This is a genomic window from Luteimonas salinisoli (assembly GCF_013425525.1).
Taxonomy (GTDB): Bacteria; Pseudomonadota; Gammaproteobacteria; order Xanthomonadales; family Xanthomonadaceae; genus Luteimonas; species Luteimonas salinisoli.
Genome location: NZ_JACCKA010000049.1, coordinates 1 through 16,040, shown reverse-complemented (window position 1 = coordinate 16,040; position 16,040 = coordinate 1). Strand labels below are relative to the sequence as shown.

Annotated in this window: 14 protein-coding genes and 1 pseudogene; 10 read left to right on the top strand and 5 right to left on the bottom strand. The window is 71.8% G+C overall.

All coding sequences use genetic code 11. The features are described 5' to 3' along the window. The first annotated feature begins 7 nt into the window (after positions 1 to 7). From H0E84_RS07015 to H0E84_RS07000, 4 genes are all read left to right on the top strand, one after another. Entirely contained in the window at positions 8 to 346 is a 339-nt protein-coding gene (locus H0E84_RS07015) for a P-II family nitrogen regulator (RefSeq protein WP_180677929.1), read from the top strand. Between the two features lie 22 nt (positions 347 to 368). Then, a complete protein-coding gene (locus tag H0E84_RS07010; protein ID WP_180677928.1) occupies positions 369 to 1,805 on the top strand; it encodes an ammonium transporter in 1,437 nt (478 codons plus the stop codon). A 99-nt stretch (positions 1,806 to 1,904) separates the two neighbouring features. After that, positions 1,905 to 2,657 carry an N-acetylmuramoyl-L-alanine amidase gene (locus H0E84_RS07005; protein ID WP_180677927.1) on the top strand — a complete coding sequence of 251 codons (753 nt, stop codon included), beginning with the start codon at positions 1,905 to 1,907 and terminating at the stop codon, positions 2,655 to 2,657. 4 nt (positions 2,658 to 2,661) lie between these two features. Next, positions 2,662 to 3,075, top strand: a complete 414-nt coding sequence (locus H0E84_RS07000; protein ID WP_180677926.1) for an MmcQ/YjbR family DNA-binding protein — start codon at positions 2,662 to 2,664, stop codon at positions 3,073 to 3,075. Between the two features lie 83 nt (positions 3,076 to 3,158). Here H0E84_RS07000 and ligD read toward each other — a convergent pair. Together ligD and ku are read right to left on the bottom strand one after the other, a co-directional pair. Further along, positions 3,159 to 4,019, bottom strand: a pseudogene (gene ligD, locus H0E84_RS06995) (non-homologous end-joining DNA ligase); the annotation flags it as partial. A gap of 12 nt (positions 4,020 to 4,031) precedes the next feature. Continuing rightward, the gene (gene ku / locus H0E84_RS06990) at positions 4,032 to 4,961 is read right to left on the bottom strand and encodes a non-homologous end joining protein Ku (RefSeq protein WP_180677924.1); all 930 of its coding nucleotides are present in this window, start codon (positions 4,959 to 4,961) and stop codon (positions 4,032 to 4,034) included. 1,003 nt (positions 4,962 to 5,964) lie between these two features. On the opposite strand from ku, the gene H0E84_RS06985 reads away from it, so the two are divergent. The 5 genes from H0E84_RS06985 (at position 5,965) to H0E84_RS06965 (ending at position 10,889) form a co-directional block, all read left to right on the top strand. Continuing rightward, the gene (locus H0E84_RS06985) at positions 5,965 to 6,204 is read left to right on the top strand and encodes a hypothetical protein (protein WP_180677923.1); all 240 of its coding nucleotides are present in this window, start codon (positions 5,965 to 5,967) and stop codon (positions 6,202 to 6,204) included. A 324-nt stretch (positions 6,205 to 6,528) separates the two neighbouring features. Continuing rightward, complete coding sequence (locus H0E84_RS06980; RefSeq protein ID WP_425600469.1) at positions 6,529 to 7,584, top strand: two-component system sensor histidine kinase NtrB; 1,056 nt, start codon at positions 6,529 to 6,531, stop codon at positions 7,582 to 7,584. Between the two features lie 273 nt (positions 7,585 to 7,857). Continuing rightward, a complete protein-coding gene (gene ntrC, locus H0E84_RS06975) occupies positions 7,858 to 9,276 on the top strand; it encodes a nitrogen regulation protein NR(I) (RefSeq protein WP_180677921.1) in 1,419 nt (472 codons plus the stop codon). A gap of 360 nt (positions 9,277 to 9,636) precedes the next feature. After that, the gene (locus H0E84_RS06970) at positions 9,637 to 10,191 is read left to right on the top strand and encodes a superoxide dismutase family protein (protein WP_180677920.1); all 555 of its coding nucleotides are present in this window, start codon (positions 9,637 to 9,639) and stop codon (positions 10,189 to 10,191) included. Positions 10,192 to 10,253: 62 nt separating this feature from the next. Beyond that, positions 10,254 to 10,889 (top strand): superoxide dismutase family protein, encoded by a 636-nt coding sequence (locus H0E84_RS06965; protein WP_180677919.1) that lies wholly within the window; start codon positions 10,254 to 10,256, stop codon positions 10,887 to 10,889. Positions 10,890 to 11,113: 224 nt separating this feature from the next. Here the strand turns inward: H0E84_RS06965 and H0E84_RS06960 are convergent, their stop codons facing one another. Beyond that, positions 11,114 to 11,995 carry a hypothetical protein gene (locus tag H0E84_RS06960; RefSeq protein ID WP_180677918.1) on the bottom strand — a complete coding sequence of 294 codons (882 nt, stop codon included), beginning with the start codon at positions 11,993 to 11,995 and terminating at the stop codon, positions 11,114 to 11,116. An 83-nt stretch (positions 11,996 to 12,078) separates the two neighbouring features. Between H0E84_RS06960 and H0E84_RS06955 the strand changes: the two genes are divergently transcribed. After that, positions 12,079 to 13,356, top strand: a complete 1,278-nt coding sequence (locus H0E84_RS06955; RefSeq protein WP_180677917.1) for an acetyl-CoA C-acetyltransferase — start codon at positions 12,079 to 12,081, stop codon at positions 13,354 to 13,356. Positions 13,357 to 13,556: 200 nt separating this feature from the next. Here the strand turns inward: H0E84_RS06955 and H0E84_RS06950 are convergent, their stop codons facing one another. Together H0E84_RS06950 and H0E84_RS06945 are read right to left on the bottom strand one after the other, a co-directional pair. Continuing rightward, a complete protein-coding gene (locus H0E84_RS06950; RefSeq protein WP_180677916.1) occupies positions 13,557 to 14,810 on the bottom strand; it encodes a heme biosynthesis HemY N-terminal domain-containing protein in 1,254 nt (417 codons plus the stop codon). 96 nt (positions 14,811 to 14,906) lie between these two features. Beyond that, positions 14,907 to 15,920, bottom strand: a complete 1,014-nt coding sequence (locus H0E84_RS06945) for a uroporphyrinogen-III C-methyltransferase (protein WP_180677915.1) — start codon at positions 15,918 to 15,920, stop codon at positions 14,907 to 14,909. Between the last annotated feature and the right edge of the window lie 120 nt (positions 15,921 to 16,040).

The window sequence follows — 16,040 nt, the reverse complement described above, 5'->3', positions numbered from 1 at the left end:
GAGCATCATGAAACTGATCACCGCCATCATCCGCCCGTTCAAGCTCGACGAGGTGCGCGAGGCGCTCGGCGAGGTCGGCGTGTCCGGGCTCACCGTCACCGAGGTCAAGGGCTTCGGCCGACAGAAGGGCCACACCGAGCTGTACCGCGGCGCCGAGTACGTCGTCGATTTCCTGCCCAAGCTGAAGCTCGAGTGCGCCGTGTCCGACGACGCCTTCGATGGCGCGATGGAGGCCATCACCAAGTCCGCCGCCACCGGCAAGGTCGGCGACGGCAAGGTGTTCGTCACCGCGCTCGAGCAGGTGATCCGCATCCGCACCGGCGAGCTCGGCGCCGATGCGCTCTGACCCCACGACGGAGGAGACAACCATGAAGATCCGCGATTTCTCCGGGTGGAAGACCCGAGTGCATCTGTTGTGCATGCTGACCCTGCTCGCGGTGCTCGGTCTCGGCTTCGCGGCCGGCGCCGTCGCCCAGGACGCCGGCGTGCCGCAGCCGGAGACGGTGGAGGAAGGCTACGAAGTCCCCGCCGCCGGTGCGATGTCGCAGGTTGTCGGCGAGGCGCCGGACGAGGCCGCCGCCGCGGAGGCGGCGTTCGACAGCGGCGACGTCGCCTGGATGCTCACCTCCACCCTGCTGGTGCTGCTGATGGTGGTGCCCGGACTGGCGCTGTTCTACGGCGGCATGGTGCGCTCCAAGAACGTGCTGTCGGTGCTGATGCAGGTGCTGGTGGTGTACTCGGTGGTGATGCTGGTCTGGGTGGCCTATGGCTACAGCGCGGCGTTCACCGAGGGCAACGCGTTCTTCGGCTCGTTCACCGAGAAGGCCTTCCTGCGCGGCATCGTCGCCGATACCGACGCCGGCGGCCTGCCCGAGTTCCTGTTCGTGGCGTTCCAGGCCACCTTCGCCGGCATCACCACCGCGCTTATCGTCGGTTCCTTCGCCGAGCGCATCAAGTTCGCCGCGGTGTTGCTGTTCTCGGTGCTGTGGGTCACCTTCGCCTACCTGCCGATGGTGCACATGGTGTGGAGCGGCGAGGGCGGGTTCCTGGCGCACCGCGGCGTGATCGACTTCGCCGGCGGCACCGTGGTGCATATCAACGCCGGCGTGGCCGGGCTGGTGGGCGCGTACTTCCTCGGCAGGCGGCTGGGCTACGGGCGCGAGGCGATCAAGCCGCACAGCGTGCCGTTCACCTTCATCGGCGCCTCGCTGCTGTGGGTGGGCTGGTTCGGCTTCAACGCCGGGTCGGCGCTGGCCGCCGACGCCAGCGCCGCGCTGGCGATGATCAATACCATGGTGGCCACCGCCGCAGCGGTGGTGGCGTGGAGCCTCGTCGAGGCGGTGAGCAAGGGCCGGCCGTCGGCCCTGGGTGCGGCCTCGGGCGCGATCGCCGGCCTGGTCGGCATCACTCCCGCCGCCGGCACCGTCGGCCCGCTCGGTGCGATCGTGATCGGCCTGGCCGCCGGCGCGATCTGCGTGTGGGCGGTCAACGGCCTCAAGCGCCTGCTCGGCGCCGACGACAGTCTCGACGTGTTCGGCGTGCACGGCGTCGGCGGGATCGTCGGCGCGCTGCTCACCGGAGTGTTCAGCGCCGAATCGCTGGGCGGCACCGAGGCCGACCTCGCCATCGGCACCCAGGTCGGCGTGCAGGCGATCAGCGTGGTGTTCACCATCGTCTGGTGCGCCGTGGTGACCGCCTTGGCGATCCTGGCCACCAAGCTGATGGTCGGCCTGCGCGTGAGCGAGGAGGACGAGCGCGCCGGCCTGGACATCGTGTCCCACGGCGAGTCCGCCTACGAAACCTGAGCGGCATCCACCTCCCCCACGAGGTGAGACGGGCAGCGAGCGATCGCTGCCCGTTTTTTTTGGACTTGCAATCGCGCCGGCCAGCGGGTGCAATGCGGCATGCGCTTCCGCCCCGCCCTGCTGCTCGCGTGCCTCGTCGCACTGTCCGCCTGCACCCACGCGCCGCCGCGCAACCCGCTCGCCCAGTGGGTACCGTCGGACAACCACGACGCGCGCCGCGCGGTGTTGATCGTGGTGCACTACACCGAGCAGGACTCGGTGCGGCAGAGCCTGCACACCCTGCGCACGCGCAACAGCGGCGGCCGGGTCAGCGCGCACTACCTGATCGGCGACGACGGCGCGCTGTACCAGTTGGTCTCCGACGAGCATCGCGCCTGGCACGCCGGCGCCGGCAGCTGGGGCGCGATCGGCGACGTCAACTCGGCCTCGATCGGCATCGAGCTGGACAACGACGGTCGCGAGCCGTTCTCCGACGCCCAGATCGAGTCGCTCCTGGTGCTGCTCGAGGACCTGACCACGCGCTTGCGCATCCCGCGCGAGAACGTGATCGGCCATTCCGATCTCGCGCCGGGCCGCAAGGTCGATCCCGGCGCGCTGTTTCCCTGGAAGCGCCTGGCCGAGGCCGGCTTCGGCATCTGGCCAGACCCGGCCGCGCCGCCGCCGCCGCCCGGATTCGACCCGCTCGCCGCGCTGCGCCAGATCGGCTATCCGGTGGACCGCCCGGAAGCGACCATCCACGCGTTCCGGATGCGCTTTCGCGGCCTCGACGGCAGCGTGCTGGACGACGAGGACCTGCGCATCCTGCATGCGCTGACCTGGACCCCGCTGCCGCTGCTGTCGCCGGCCGAGTGAGTCGATGAACGTCGCGCAGCTCAAAGCCTTCTGTGCGGGCCTGCCGGGCGCCGAAGGCTACGAGCACGGCGCTCCTGCCAACATCCTGGTCTACAGCGTCGGCGGCAAACGCTTCGCCCACTTCAAGACCAGCGCGCCGGAACGCTGGCGCTTCAGCCTCAAGGTGGCGCCTGAGCGGTTCCTGGAGCTGACCGACGTGCCTGGCATCCGCCCTGCGCGCTGGCTGGCCCGCCACCGCTGGATCACCATCGTCGACGTGGCCGCGTTTCCCGGGGACCAGCTGCGCGAGCTGGTGGAGTGGTCCTGGCGCCGCGCGCTGGACACGTTGCCCAGGGCGCGCCGCGAAGCGATCCTCGGTGCAAGCGCCGCGCAACGCCGCAAGCCGCCCTCTCCAGCCGACGCGACCGTCCTCCCGTAGGAGCGGCCCATGGCCGCGAAAGCCTGCGCCGGCCCCAACGCCCGGCATCACCGCAAGCCCGGCCGAAGCCGCCCACCCTCGGCTCAGTCGCCGGCAGGCAATTTCTGCCTCATCGAATCGAAGCCCTCCCACGGATCCCCGCGCAGCCGCGCAGCACGCTGCTTCGCGCGGACCAGGTGAAAGGCATCGGGCCGTTCGACGCTTCCCAGCTCGCGCCAGCGGATCGGCACCGCCACCGGCGCGCCCTTGCGCGCGCGCAGCGACCACGACGCCACGCTGGTCTGCCCGCGTGCGTTGCGCAGCCAGTCGATGAACACCTTGCCGCCGCGCTTGGCCTTGGCCATCGTCGCCACGTAACGTTCGGGGTCCGCTTCCGCCATCTTCCGCGCCATCGCCTCGCAGAAGCCGCGCACCTCGTCCCAGGACGGGCCCGGCGCGATCGGCACCACCACGTGCAGGCCCTTGCCGCCGGACAGGCGCACGAAACTTTCCAGCCCGGTCCGCTTCAGCGCGCGGCGCATCGCGCGCGCGGCGCCGACGATGTCGGGCCAGCCGACGCCGCGGCCGGGATCGAGGTCGAAGACCAGGCGATCGGGGCGTTCCGGCGCGGCGATGCGCGAGCCCCAGGGATGGAACTCCAGGGTGTTCATCTGCACCAGCTGGAGCAGCCCCTCGACGTCGTCGATGTACAGGTATTGCGCCGGCCCGCTCTTCTGCTCCAGCTCGATCGCGTGCACGTGCGTGCCCAGGCTGTCGGCATGGTGCTTCTGGAAGAAGCAATCGCCGCCGGCGCCGTCCGGGCAGCGCAGCAGCGACAGCGGCCGGCCGGCGATCTCCGCCAGCAGCCGATCCGCCACCGCGCGGTAGTAGTCGGCCACGTCGCGCTTGGTGCAGCCGGCACCCTTGAACACCACCCGGTCGGGGCTGGTCAGCCGCATCTTGCCCGCCTCGCGTCTTCAGCCCGCCTTGCGCGCGGCGGTCTTCTTCGCTGCCTTGCGGCCGGATTTCTTGGCGGTCTTCTTGGTCGTCTTCTTCGCGGCCTTCTTTGCGCTCTTCTTGCTGCCGGTCTTCTTCGCCGGCGTGCGCTTCTTGCCGGCGATGCTCTTCTCCAGCAGCGACATGAAGTCGACCACGTTGGTGGTGGCGTCCTCGGGCGTGTCGAACTCGCGCTCGTCGGTCTCGGCCAGGGCGCCCTTGGACTTCATCTTCTTGCGGATCACTTCCTCCAGCCGCGCGCGGAACTCGTTCTTGTAGTCCTCCGGCTTCCACTCGCCGGACATCGACTCGATCAGCTGCCTGGCCATCTGCAGCTCCTTCGCGCTGATCCGGTAGTCGGAGGCCTTGCCCTCGGGCAGGCGGTACTCGGCCGGGTCCACCAGCTCCTGCGGATAGCGCATCAGCATCAGCAGCAGGGCGTCGTCGCGCGGGATCACCGCCGCCAGGTACTCGCGGGTGCGGATCACCACCTTGGAGATGCCGACCTTGCCGGTCTCCTTCAGGGTCTCGCGCAGCAGCACGTAGCCCTTCTCGGCCTTCTTGCCCGGCACCAGCACGTAGGGCTTGTCGAAATAGGTCAGGGGGATGGAGTCGGCATCGACGAAGGTCTCCACCTCCACCGTCTCGTGGCTCTCCGGCGCCGCCGAGGCGATATCGGATTTCTCCAGCACCACGTAGCTGCCCTTGTCGTACTCGAACGCCTTGACGATGTCCTTCCAGGGCACCTCCTCGCCGCTCTCGGCGTTGACCCGCTCGTAGCGCACCGGGGTGTTGTCGCGCGAGTCGAGCATGCGGAAATGCAGGTCGGTCTTGCGCTCGCCCGACATCAGCGACACCGGCACGTTGAGCAGGCCGAAGGAGAGGGTGCCGGTCCAGATCGGGCGCGCCATGGGAAGGCTCCGCAAAACGGGAAATCGACGCTACGGCTGAATGGGTGAGTCAGAGGTGAAAGACAGGCCCTCGGCACGGATGTGCGGATCATGTGGCCGACCAGTTCTCAGCGGCCCTCTGGCGGTCGAGCCGGAATCCGTCCCCAAGTCCCCAGGCTGCAGAGTCCCCAAGGGGGTGGAATGACGGCCTCGAGAGCGCAGCGAAGCGCGGGTAGAACAACGGAAGGGCCGCCAACGGGACATCAGCCACCTCGCCGACTCAATAGGAGCGTGCGCCGAGGGCGAGTCCCGCGCTACGATCCCCGAATCTCCGGCCACGAAAGGACTCGCGATGAACCTCCCGTCGGACTCTCGTTCCGACGATCGCCGTGATCATGCGCTTTGCCGCGCTCGCTGCTCGTCGACATGAAGACTACGACCGGAATCCTCGACGGACGCGCCGCAGAACCGCCGAGGATCACGGAGTGCTGGCGGGTCCCGACATTGCTGCCTCAACACACGAGTCGATGACGCCCGCCGATGCCACCCACGACGTATCGGGGCCAACTGGCACCACAGGGCGCCGAGCTGCTGGATTGGTCGTGGGTGCGAGTGAGATGACTGTCTTGAATCGTCTGCATCGTTACTACTATCGAACGCTGTTGTATTTGCTGCGAGCGTTCTCGATCGTGGGAGGGGTAGTAACTGCGGTCCTGGGATGTTTCGTCGTTTGGAGCTTGGTCAGTGGAAGCGGTGAGTACGACATGAGTGCCGCACTTGTTTTGCTATTGCTTGGCGCAGCATTCTGGGCTATGTGGGCAGCGTCTTCAGTTGGACTGAAGTGGCTGGCTGTAGACGCTGGTGCCAGCTCGGACCCGAATGCAGATCCGTAAATTGAACTGCGTATCTCTACTTGCGACGATGGCCGTGGCCGCCGACAGGCCCTGATCAGCGGACGAACCAAGGGCGTACACCAATGCACCCAGTACTTGTGGCGCTTGTTTATGCTTGCGTCGTAGCAGTGGTGATTCCTCTCACCCTGTCGATTTTCAATGATCCGTATGAGTGGGACGACGTCGCAATCATCGCTGCAGGTACGGGGGTGGCGACGCTCGTGCCCGCAATCGGCTGGCCGTTTTCGCTTCTTGTCCTGATCGGGTTGCTGCATTGGAGGATCTCTGCGGATTGGGTGCCAGATCTGACGGTGGCTGTCGTGGCTTCGAGGCTGGCGACGATTCCGGCACTCATGTTGTTGTCGCCCTGATGCTCAAAAGTGCTTCGCGTTCGACGATGTGGCAGGTCGAGAGGAGATTGAGCGTCGATGAGTGTCATCCACTCGCTATGGGCAAAGGCTGTATCGGCGGCGTCCGTTTGGCGGGCAAGCCCAGGGCGATGATTCCGTCCGAATGCCGACAGCATCGGTGACCACCGGGACCAATGGACGCCGGAACGCCCTCTGAAGGCCGCTGCTGAAGCGGATTGATGCTCGACAGAACCGAGCGGCAGCGGGGGGCGGCAGCGTGTTGCCGAAGGGCAACGATTCGATCCCCTCCTCGCCCCCACCCGGTGCATGCACTACATTGGTGCAATGCCCCCTCCGGACCTGCCCGACTCCCCCCTCGACGCCCTGGTCACCCCCGTGGCCTGGACCGACCGCCACGCGCGCATCGAGGGCTGCAACGCCGCCTTCGCCCACTGGCTGGGGGTGAGCGCGCGGCGGCTGCTGGACCAGCCGCTGGCGGCGCTGGAGGTGGAGGGCGAGGCGCTGCGGCGGGCGCTGGCGGCCGGCGGCGCCGAGGTCGAGCCCAGCGAGCAGCTGCGGCTGCGGCGGATCGAGCTGGCCTTCCTCGGCGGCGAGCCGCGCTTCGCCGATGGCTGGCTGTCGCGGCGCGAGGACGGCGGCTGGCTGCTGGAGGCGCATCCGGTCGACGAGTTCCCCGGCGACGACCCGCTGCGGGTGTTGCCGAGCGCATTGGCGGCGGCGCTGAAGGGTCTGGCGCACGAGCTGCGCAACCCGCTGGCCGGGCTGAAGGGCGCGGCGCAGCTGCTGGCGCGGCGCAGCGAAGAGGGCGAGGCGCGCGAGCTGGTGGCGGTGATCCAGGCCGAGGTCGGGCGCCTGACCGGGTTGGTCGATCAGCTGCTGGCGCCGGCGCCGCCGCAGCCGCACGCGCCGCTCAACATCCACGGCGTGCTGGAGCGGGTGCTGCGCCTGGCCGAGCACGAGGCGGGCTGGGTGGTGAAGCTGATCCGCGACTACGACCCCAGCCTGCCCGACCTGCACGGCGATGCCGACCGCCTCACCCAGGCGGCATGGAACCTGGTGCGCAACGCGATCCAGGCGGGCGCGGCCAACGTCACCCTGCGCACCCGCATCGAGCGCGGCGTGCGCATCGCCGATGCCGTGCACCCGCTGGCGCTGCGCCTGGAGATCGTCGACGACGGCCGCGGCGTGCCCGAGGAGCTGACCGAGCAGATCTTCCTGCCGCTGGTCTCGGGCCGCGCCGACGGCAGCGGCCTGGGCCTGGCGCTGGCGCAGCAGGTGGCGCGCGAGCACCGCGGTTCGCTGGCCTACCGCTCGCGCCCGGGGCATACGGTTTTCACGCTGCTGCTGCCGCTGGCGGCCAGGGAGCACGACGATGTTTGAGCGCGAACGCGGCGCCGCCGGGCGATCCCCCGTAGGAGCGGCCCATGGCCGCGAAAGCCCGCGAACCGGATCGCCAGGTCGGTCCCGATTCCCGGCCGCGTGCTGCGGAGACGCTTCTCCCCGGTGGAACCGGGGATGGCGGGGGCCGAAGGTGCGCGGGGTCCATGATTCGCGGGCTTTCGCGGCCATGGGCCGCTCCTACGAGAGCATGGGCCGCTCCTACGGGATCACGGGTCGCACCGGCAGAAATCCGCAACGGCGTGGAGGCCGACGATGAGCGCGCCGGCCGTGGTCTGGGTGGTCGACGACGACCGCAGCGTGCGCTTCGTGTTGGCGGCGGCGCTGGGCGATGCCGGCTACGAGGTGTCGGGGTTCGATTCGGCGCAGGCGGCGCTGGATGCGCTGTCGCGCCGCACCGCGCAGCTGCAGCCGGCGCCGGACCTGCTGTTCACCGACGTGCGCATGCCCGGCGACGACGGCCTGGCGCTGCTGGAAAAACTGAAGGCGGCGCACCCCGGGCTGCCGGTGATCGTGATGTCGGCCTATACCGACATCGCCAGCACCGCCGGCGCATTCCGCGGCGGCGCGCACGAGTTCCTGTCCAAGCCCTTCGACCTCGACGACGCCGTGGCGCTGGCGGCGCGCACGCTGCGCCGCGATGCGTCGGCCGAGCCCGGCGACGTCGCCCCCGACGCGGCTGGCACGGCCGACACCCTGGTCGGCGACACCCCGGCCATGCGCGATCTGTTCCGCGCCATCGGTCGCCTGGCGCAGGCGCCGCTCAACGTGCTGGTCACCGGCGAGACCGGCACCGGCAAGGAGCTGGTGGCGCGCGCCCTGCACCGGGAGTCGCCGCGCGCACGCGCGCCCTTCATCGCCATGAACACCGCCGCGGTGCCCTCCGAGCTGCTCGAGAGCGAGCTGTTCGGGCACGAGGCCGGCGCCTTCACCGGCGCCGCGCGGCGCCACGTCGGCCGCTTCGAACAGGCCGACGGCGGCACCCTGTTCCTCGACGAGATCGGCGACATGCCGCTGCCGTTGCAGACCCGGCTGCTGCGGGTGCTGGCCGAGGGCGAGTTCTTCCGTGTCGGCGGCCGCGAGTTGATCCGCGTCGACGTGCGGGTGATCGCCGCCACCCACCAGCAGCTGGAGGCGCTGGTGGCCGAGGGCCGCTTCCGCGCCGACCTGCTGCACCGCCTGGACGTGGTGCGGCTGCGGCTGCCGCCGCTGCGCGAACGTCGCGCCGACGTGCCGCGGCTGGCCGAGGCCTTTCTGCAGGCCGCGGCGGCCCGGTTCCTGGCGCCGGTCAAACGCTTCGACCGCGGCGCACGCGAGCGCCTGCTGGCGCACGTCTGGCCGGGCAACGTACGCGAGCTGGAGAACCTGTGCTGGCGGCTGGCGGCGCTGGCGCCGGGCGACACCATCACCGCGGCCGACGTGGACGGGGCGCTGTCCGCACCGCCGCCGGCGGGGGATGAGGCCTCGTGGGAGGACGCGCTGGGGCGCTGGGCGCGCGAGCGCCTGGCCGCAGGCGACTCCGATCTGCACACGCAGGCGCTGGAACGCTTCGACCGCGTGCTGCTCGAGGCGGCATTGGCGCACACCGGCGGCCGCCGCGCCGAGGCGGCCGCGCGGCTCGGCCTGGGCCGCAACACCGTGACCCGCAAGCTCGCCGGCCGCAATCGGCGCTGACCCGGCCCAACGCCTCTTCCCCCGTTTTCCGCTGCGGGCCAGACCCCTGTAGGAGCGCGCCATGCGCGCGAAGGCCGGCGCGACAGGCAGCGACCGGAATCGCCGCCAACCCGACCGGAGCCTCCCGCGGCTTTCGTGGCCATGGGCCGCTCCTACAGAAAAACGCCCGAGTTGCCCGGCACGTCTGTAGGAGCGCGCCATGCGCGCGAAGGCCGGCGCGACAGGCAGCATCCGAAATCGCCGCCAACCCGGCTGTAGCCTCCCGCGGCCTTCGCGGCCGTGGGCCGCTCCTACAGTTCATCGCGCGCTCCGGCGTGCGGCGTTATCTTCGCGGCCCCGATCGCCAATGAGCGCCGCGACATGCGTCCGATCCTTTCCGTTGCCGCCGCCCTGCTGATGACCGCCTGCGCCAGCACCGCGCCGCCGACCGCGCCGCCGCGTGCGGGCGGGGCCACGCCGCTGCCTTCGCCGTCGCTGGCCGAGCAGGGCACCGCCAGTGCGGCGGTGGCCAACCTGGCCTCGGCCTCGGGCAGCCTGGTCAGCGGTCGGGTGGAGCTGGCCGCGGTGCCGGGCGGCGTGCGCATCACCGGCGAGGTCGGCGGCCTGGTCCGCAACGGCGCCCACAGCCTGCAGGTGCACGAGCGCGGCGACTGCAGCGCGGCCGACGCCGCCAGCGCCGGGCCGTACTTCGATCCGCAGGCGGGTGCGGAACAGGTCGGCGTGGTCGGCGGCAACCGCGACCGCATCGTCGCCGATGCGGAGGGCGTGGCCCGCGTCGACCTGCTGGTCGCGCGCGCAGTGCTGGGCGGCGGGGCGGCCAACGACATCGCCGGCCGGGCGCTGGTGGTGCTCGGCGCCACCCCCGGGGCCTTCAGCGCACGCGTGGCCTGCGGCGCGATCGCGATCACGCGATGACGGCTGCGTGACGCGGCCGTGTGTATACACAGCGAACCCGTCTCATCCAGAGGAAACGACCCATGCGCCTCTCCCGCACTCTGCTGCTGGCCCCGGCCCTGTTGGCGCTGGCCGCCTGCTCGTCCGACGACCGGCCCGACACCGAAGCCGAGGTCGCCGCCGACACCGCGATGACCGAGCCGGCCGATCCCGACCGCGCCCCGGTCGCGCAGGCCTACGGCACCCAGGCCGGCACCGACGCCGAGCAGTCCGCCGTCGCCCGCGCCACCCTGGAGCCGACCGAGGGCAACGACGTCGCCGGCGAACTCAGCTTCAACGCCGAGGGCGGCCTGGTCCGCGTCAGCGGCGAGGTCCGCGGCCTGTCCGCCGACAGCGTGCACGGCTTCCACGTGCACGAGAACGGCGACTGCAGCGCGCCCGATGCGACGAGCGCCGGCGGGCATTTCAATCCCGGCGACGATCCCCACGGCCGTGCCGGGCGGGGCGAGCACCACGCCGGCGACAGCGACAACATCCGCGCCAACGCCGACGGCGTGGCCACGGTCGACGCGACGCTGCACGGGGCGACCCTCGGCGACGGCGGCGCGGCCGACATCGCCGGCAAGGCGGTCATCGTCCATGCCGATGCGGACGACTACAGCACGCAGCCGACCGGCGACGCCGGCGCACGCCTGGCCTGCGGCGTGATCCGCCTCTGATCGCGACACCCATGCGAGCGGCCAAAGGCCGCGAAGGGCGCGGGAACTTCGGCCGGGTTGGCGGTGATTCCGGGGGTTGCCGGCCGCGCCGGCTTTCGCGTGCATGGCACGCTCCTACAGGGGCGGCGGCGAGCGGCAGCTCTGTAGGAGCGGCCCATGGCCGCGAAAGCCGCGGGAGGCTCCGGCGGGGTGGGCGGCGATTCCGGGTGTAGCCGGCCGCCCGCTCAGGCCAGCTCGTCGTGGGGGTCCAGGCGCGAGCGGCAGTGGGCGTAGGTGACCGGGATGCCATGCGCCTGCAGCAGCGCGGCGATCTGGCGCTGGCGCGCTTCGAAGCGGGCGAAACCCCGCTCCAGTCGCGCCTCGTCGTCGTCGCCGATGGCGTAGCGGTTGCGCCAGCCGTCGGGCGAGAACAGGGCGATGCGGGCCTCGCCGTCGACGTAGTGCAGCAGCGGTTCGGGCGGGGCGTCCAGCCAGGCCTCGTCGGCCGGTGCCAGCAATGCGGTCTCGAGCAGCGGCCACAGCGGCTTGAGTCCGGCGTGCTCGTACTGCAGCGCGGTCATCGCGCAGAGGTCGTGCAGGGTGAGATAGCGCGCGTGCTCCAGCTGCAGGCCGAAACCGTCCTGCGCCAGCAGCGCGGTCGCCGCGCCGGCCATCCCGCGTTCCATCAGCTCGCTTTCGAAGGCCGCGTCCACACCGGCCTGCACCGCCGGGTCGCCGATCAGCGTCAGCGGCACCAGCCGCAGGGGTCCCCCGCGATGCTCGGACGAGGGTGCGAACGCGCCGGGCAGCCGCCCCTGGTGGGCGCCGAAGGCGATCACCCGACCGCCGCTCTCGCCGGGCGCGCGCGCCGAAAGCTGCTCGAGTTCGCGGTGCAGCGGCCAACCCGGCCGCAACAGCTCCACCGGGTCGTAGTGCGCGCCCACCAGCACCAGGTCGAGGCCCATCGCCTCGGCGGCGAAGCCGGCCAGATCCGCGGCGATCAACGCGCCCAGTTCGCCGGCATCGTTCTGCGCAAGGGCGTCGCGCGTAGCTTCGCTGCCGGGCCTGAGTTCCAGTGCCAGGGCCGCGCGCACCGGCGGAGTGGGGTTCAGGGCGGATTGGGTCATCGTGATTGGCCGTGCACGGTGGCGGCGCTAAACTGCCGTCATTATGCCCGTCATGGTCGATGGGCCGTCGCGAGGTGCTTCCGATGCAGCAAGGTCGTCCCGTCGCCGTGCTCGGTGGCGTCCGTATCCCGTTCTGCCGCCGCAACACCGCCTATGCGGACGTCGGCAACCTCGGAATGTCGGTACGCACCCTCGGCGCGCTGGTCGAACGTTTCGGCCTGCATGGCCAGCAGCTCGGCGAGGTCGCGATGGGCGCGGTGATCAAGCACGCCAGCGACTGGAACCTCGGCCGCGAAGCGGCGCTGTCCTCGGGCCTGTCGGCGCTGACCCCCGGCATCACCCTGCAGCGCGCCTGCGGCACCTCGCTCGACAGCCTGATCACCGTCGGCAACAAGATCGCCGTGGGCCAGATCGAGGCCGGCATCGGCGGCGGTTCCGATACCACTTCCGACGTGCCGATCGTCTACGGCCAGTCGCTGCGCCGGCGCCTGCTGCGCGCCGCGGCCGCCAAGACCACCGGCGAGAAGCTGGCCGCGTTCCGCGGCTTCCGCCTCCGCGAACTCAAGCCGGACTTTCCCGGCGTGGCCGAGCCGCGCACCGGCAAGTCGATGGGCGATCACTGCGAGGACATGGCCAAGGAGTGGAACATCTCCCGCGACTCGCAGGACGAGCTGGCGGTGGCCTCGCACCACAAGCTGGCCGCCGCCTACGAGCGCGGCTTCTTCGACGACCTGGTGGTGAGCTTCCGCGGGGTGGCGCGCGACAACGTCCTGCGTGCCGACACCTCGATCGACAAGCTGGCCACGCTCAAGCCTGCTTTCGATCGCGCCTCCGGGCGGGGCACCCTCACCGCCGCCAACTCCACGCCGCTCACCGATGGCGCTGCCGCCTGCCTGCTGGCCAGCGAGGACTGGGCGCGGACCCATGGCCATGAGCCGCTGTGCTGGATGCGCGATGCGCAGGTGGCGGCGGTCGATTTCGTCCATGGCGAAGGCCTGCTGATGGCGCCGACCGTGGCGGTGGCCGAACTGCTCCGCCGCAACGATCTGACGCTGCAGGATTTCGACATCTACGAGATCCACGAGGCCTTCGCGGCGCAGGTGCTGTGCACGCTGCGCGCCTGGGAGAGCGAGGACTACTGCCGCAACCGCCTCGGCCTGGAAGCGCCGCTGGGGCGGATCGACCCTGCCAGGATCAACCCGGTCGGCTCGTCGCTGGCGGCGGGGCATCCGTTCGCGGCTACCGGTGCGCGCATCGTCGCCACCGCGGCCAAGCAGCTGGCCGAGCGCGGCGGCGGCCGCTGCCTGGTGTCGATCTGTACCGCCGGCGGCATGGGCGTGGTGGCGATCCTCGAGCGCTGAGCAGTCCGCCTCAGGCGGCGTACCGCACGCGGCGCCTGCGGAGCGGTCGGCCGCTCGCGCGGTTGGCGGCGCCCCGCCGCGTAGGAGCGCGCCATGCGCGCGAAGGCCGGCGCGGCTGGAGCTGCCCCGAATCACCGCCCACCCGGCCGGAGCCTCCCGCGGCCTTCGCGGCCATGGGCCGCTCCTACAGGGAACGGCGGCTATTCGCGCAGCCGCGGCATCCCGTGCTCGTCGCGGTCCTCGCTCGCGGCCTCGTCGAAGATGCGCTGGCGCAGGTCGCGGTCGGCGAAGGCCTCGACCGGTTCGCCGCGGGCGGCGTGCAGCGCGTTGCGGTAGCACAGCCGCGCGCGCGCGTCGTCGCCGCGGGCCGCGAAGCCGTGGCCGAGTTCCTCCCATGCCTCGCTGCCCGCGCCCTGCGCGAGCGCGCGGTGCAGGTAATCCTCGGCCTGGGTCCACTGTCCCTGCTCGCGCGCCAGCCGCGCCAGCGCCAGCAGCAGCGCCGGGCTGGAGGGGTGCGCCTGCAGCCAGCGTTCGGCGGTCTGGCGGCGCTGCTCCAGGCGTCCCAGCGGCAGCGCGCCGTAGCGTTCGGCCAGCGACTCGTCCCAGCGCGCATCCAGCGCCTGTTCCAGGCTCTTGGCCGCGGCCTCCTCCCAGCGCAGCGCGGCCGCGCGCTCGGCGTAGGCCGCGACCACCGCCGGCTCCGCCTTCAGCGCCTTGGTCATCGTCTCCCAGCGGTCTGCCAGGACATTGGCGTCGGCGGCCTCGCGCAGGGCGGCGGCGGCCCACAAGATCTCGTGGTCGTCCAGGCGTGCGCCCGGCAGGGCCTGCTGCTGGCGCAGCGCGCCGAGCATCTCGTAGGCCTGCGCCGCCTGTCCCGAGGTCGCCAGGGCCTCGGCGCGCAGCGCCAACCCGCGCGGCGGCAGGGGCTGCGCCGCCGGGGCGTCCAGCGCCACCAGTGCGTCGGTGGGACGACCGTCGGCCAGGGCCAGCTCGGCCTCGGCGATGGCGCGCGAGGCGGGATGGCGCTCGCCGAAGCCCGCCAGCAGCTGCCGCGCCAGGGGCGCATCGCCGCGCGCCCAGGCGGCGTGCGCCGCGGCCACCCGCGCCGGCGCCTCGCCATGCGGATCCTCGCAGGCCTGCGCCAGCAGCTTCTCGGCGCGCTGGTAGTGCCCCTGGTGCAGGGCCTCCAGGCCGTCGCCGAGCCGCGCGCGGCTCTGGCGGTCGCGGTGGCGGCTCCAGCTGCGGAACGGGAAGCTCAGCAGCTTCCACAGCAGCCAGAGCACCAGCAGCGCCAGCAGGCCGATGCCGATCGCCCGGACCAGGGTGGTGGTGTAGTCGTAGCCGCCGTAGCGCACCAGCACGAAGCCGTGGTCGTGGGTGAGCAGCATCTGCGCCAGCAGCGCACCCAGCACCGCCAAGGCGATCCAGAACAGCAGGTTGCGGAACAGGTTCATGTGGCGGCTCCTGGCTCGTTGCCGTTCACGTTAGGCGCGGGGATGTGGCCGGGGCGTGCAGCCCGCGGCCGCCGGTGCCGGCGGGCCGGCCCCCGTTCAGCTTTCCCCAGGCGCTGCGGCGGGCCGCGGCGGCGAGGCGCGCTGCCGGCGCAGCTGTTCCAGGGTGCTGCCCAGGGAGGGCAGGGACGCCGACAGCGGCGCTTCGCGCAGCGCGGCGAGGGCGGCACGCCGCTCGCGCAGCCCGGCGGAGTCCGGCCATAGCCGCGTCAGCCAGGCGTCGACGCGATCTAGGGCTTCGCGCAGCCCGGCCTCGTCGCGGCGCTCGATCGCCACCCGCGACAGGGTCAGTTCCAACTGCAGCGCCGCGAGGCCGGCGGCGCGGTCGGCCGGCTCCAGCGCCAGCGCGCCGTCGCTGGGCCGGACCTCGACCAGGCGCGCGAACGCCCGCTGCCACCAGCTTGCGGCCGGCTGGCCGGCCGCCGGCGCGTGCACCGGAAGCGCGGGCAGCGCGGCAGCGAGCGCTTCCAGGCGCCCGGCGGCGGTTCGTCGCGGGTCCTCGCCGAGCGCGTCGAGCGCGGCGCGCTCCTGGGCCAGGGTCTGGCGCAGGTTGAGCAGGCCGGGATCGGGATGCTCCAGCCCGGCCAGCAACTGCGCAGCCAGGGCATAGGCGCGGTGGGCGCCGTCCTGGTCGCCGGCCAGCTGCAGGCGCTGCTGACCCTGGGCGAGCAGCAGTTCCACCTCGTCCAGCCGCAGCGCCTGGGCGGCGTCGCGCTGCGGTCTCGCCACGGCGGCCAGGTCGTCCTCCAGGATCGCGGCGCGTTGGCCCAGCCCCAGCAGCTCGTCGCGCAGGACCCGGTTGGTCGCCTCGGCCTGCTGCAGGCGCTGCGACTGCGCGCGCAGGTCCAGGCGCAGGCGCGCGGTGCGCGCCTCCAGCGCCTGCAGGTGCTGGTCGAGGTCGCGATCATCGGCCATCCGCATCTGCTCCTGCGCCGACCACCAGCGCCACCCGCCCCAGACGACGAGCAGCACCAGCGCAAGCGCCAGCAGCCAGACGGCACCGCGGCCGCTGCCGCGGGCGCGGGGTTGGGAAGCAACGGACGTTTCGGTCATGACGGGGGCAGGGGGACCGGCACGGGCCGGTGCCGACGATGCTACCGGATCGCCGCCGTCGCGGCGGCGGCCAGCAGCGAGCGCGGCCGCGCATCCGCGGCCATCGTGACCGCCGCGAAT